The organism is Sulfitobacter sp. HI0129 (assembly GCF_001635395.1).
In the GTDB taxonomy this organism is placed as follows: Bacteria; Pseudomonadota; Alphaproteobacteria; order Rhodobacterales; family Rhodobacteraceae; genus Sulfitobacter.
This window is the reverse complement of sequence record NZ_LWGH01000583.1, coordinates 1-1,974: the sequence shown is the minus strand read 5'-3', so window position 1 is coordinate 1,974 and position 1,974 is coordinate 1. Positions and strand designations below refer to the sequence as shown.

At 66.9% G+C, this 1,974-nt stretch carries 2 protein-coding genes; both read left to right on the top strand.

Going from position 1 to position 1,974, the window contains the following annotated elements:
* The first annotated feature begins 250 nt into the window (after nt 1-250).
* Complete coding sequence (locus A3764_RS15610; protein ID WP_067923410.1) at nt 251-832, top strand: anthranilate synthase component II; 582 nt, start codon at nt 251-253, stop codon at nt 830-832.
* Entirely contained in the window at nt 829-1,845 is a 1,017-nt protein-coding gene (gene trpD / locus A3764_RS15605; protein ID WP_067923407.1) for an anthranilate phosphoribosyltransferase, read from the top strand. Before A3764_RS15610 ends, trpD begins: the two co-directional genes overlap by 4 nt.
* Nucleotides 1,846-1,974 lie beyond the last annotated feature (129 nt).

Below are 1,974 nucleotides of genomic sequence, written 5' to 3'. Positions count from 1 at the left end.
CGCGGCCCCCACCCCAAGCACCACGACACCGCCGGTGACGACACCGCCAAGAAAACCGCGTGCCATAACATTCTCCTGCCATTTTCGGGCGCAGCCCCTGCGCCACCTCCTGCTGCACCTGCTGCCGCATTCACCGGTCTTTCGGCTTAGCCTCCGCCCTTGACGGCGGCTGGCAAGCCTGAACATGTATGCGCCACATATATCGCGCCCCGGCGTGTCTTTCCCAGCCCTTAACGCAAAGTTTTCGCCCGTGTTGCTGCTCATCGATAACTACGACAGTTTCACCTACAACCTCGTGCATTACCTGGGCGAGCTGGGGGCGGATGTCGTCGTACGGCGGAACGACGCGCTGACAGCAGAGGAGGCGGTGGCGATGAACCCCGCCGGCATCCTGTTGTCCCCCGGCCCCTGCGACCCGGATCAGGCGGGCATCTGCATCGATACGACACGGGCGGCGGCAGAGGCGGGCATTCCACTGCTTGGCGTCTGCCTCGGGCATCAGACGCTGGGGCAGGTCTTTGGCGGCAAGGTCGTGCGCGCGCGTGACATCGTGCACGGCAAGATGGGGCTGGTACATCACGACGGCAGCGGCGTCTTCGCCGGTCTGCCCAGCCCTTTCGAGGCCACGCGCTACCATTCACTGGTGGTGGAGCGTGAAAGCCTGCCCGATGCGCTGCATGTCACCGCCGAACTGGAGGATGGAACCATCATGGGATTGCAACACCGCGAACTGCCGCTGCACGGCGTCCAGTTTCACCCCGAATCCATCCGGTCGGCCCATGGGCATGCGTTGTTGCGCAACTTTCTCGATCTTTTGAAGGTCCCGGCATGAGCGAGGCGCTCAAACCGCTGATCGATGCCGCGGCCAACGGCCCGCTGAGCCGCGCGCAGGCGCAGGAAGCCTTTGCGATCCTGTTCGACGGCGAAGCAACGCCGAGCCAGATCGGCGGCTTTCTGATGGCGTTGCGGACCCGGGGCGAAACCGTGGATGAATACGCCGCCGCCGCCCATGTGATGCGCACCAAATGCCACGCCGTGACCGCGCCCGAGGGCGCGATGGACATCGTGGGCACCGGCGGCGACGGCAAGGGCACGCTCAACATTTCCACCGCCACGGCCTTCGTGGTGGCCGGGGCGGGCGTCGTGGTGGCCAAGCACGGCAACCGCAACCTGTCGTCCAAATCGGGTGCGGCGGATGCGCTGACGCAGATGGGTCTCAACGTCATGGTAGGGCCGAAAGTGGTGGAGCGCGAACTGGCGGAGGCGGGCATCGGCTTCATGATGGCGCCCATGCATCACCCGGCCATCGCCCATGTGATGCCCACGCGCTCCGAACTCGGGACGCGGACGATCTTCAACATCCTCGGGCCGCTGACCAATCCCGCCGGGGTGAAACGCCAGCTGACCGGCGCCTACCGGCGCGACCTGATCCGGCCCATGGCCGAAACGCTGGGGGCGCTGGGGTCGGACAGGGCATGGCTCGTCCACGGCAGCGACGGTACCGATGAGTTGACGATCACCGGGGTGAGCTGGGTCGCCGCATGGGAAGACGGCGCCTTGCGCGAATTCGAACTGCATCCCGAGGAAGCGGGCCTGCCGGAACATCCGTTCGAGGCGATCCTGGGCGGCGCACCGGAAGAGAACGCGCAGCGGTTCGCGGCCCTGCTCGACGGTGAGGAATCGGCCTATCGCGATGCCGTGCTGCTCAACGCCGCGGCGGCCCTCGTCGTGGCCGAGGCCGCATCCGACCTGAAGGCAGGCGTCGCCATGGCGCGCGAAAGTATCGACAGCGGTGCCGCGCGGGACCGGCTGGCGCGGGTGGCGGCGGCTTCGCAACGGCAATGACGCTGCCCCGCGAAGGCTTGGGCGACTGGTCCGCCCTGCCCTTTTTCAATGACGGCCTGCCGGAGATCGAGGCACGCCTGCTGTCGGAAGAACGCCCCACCCTGCCCCCGGGGGACGCGGTTTTCGCCG

What these genes read in the sequence shown, in the direction of transcription:
- trpD (WP_067923407.1), top strand. Translation starts at nt 829, where the DNA reads ATGAGCGAGGCGCTCAAACCGCTGATCGATGCCGCGGCCAACGGCCCG.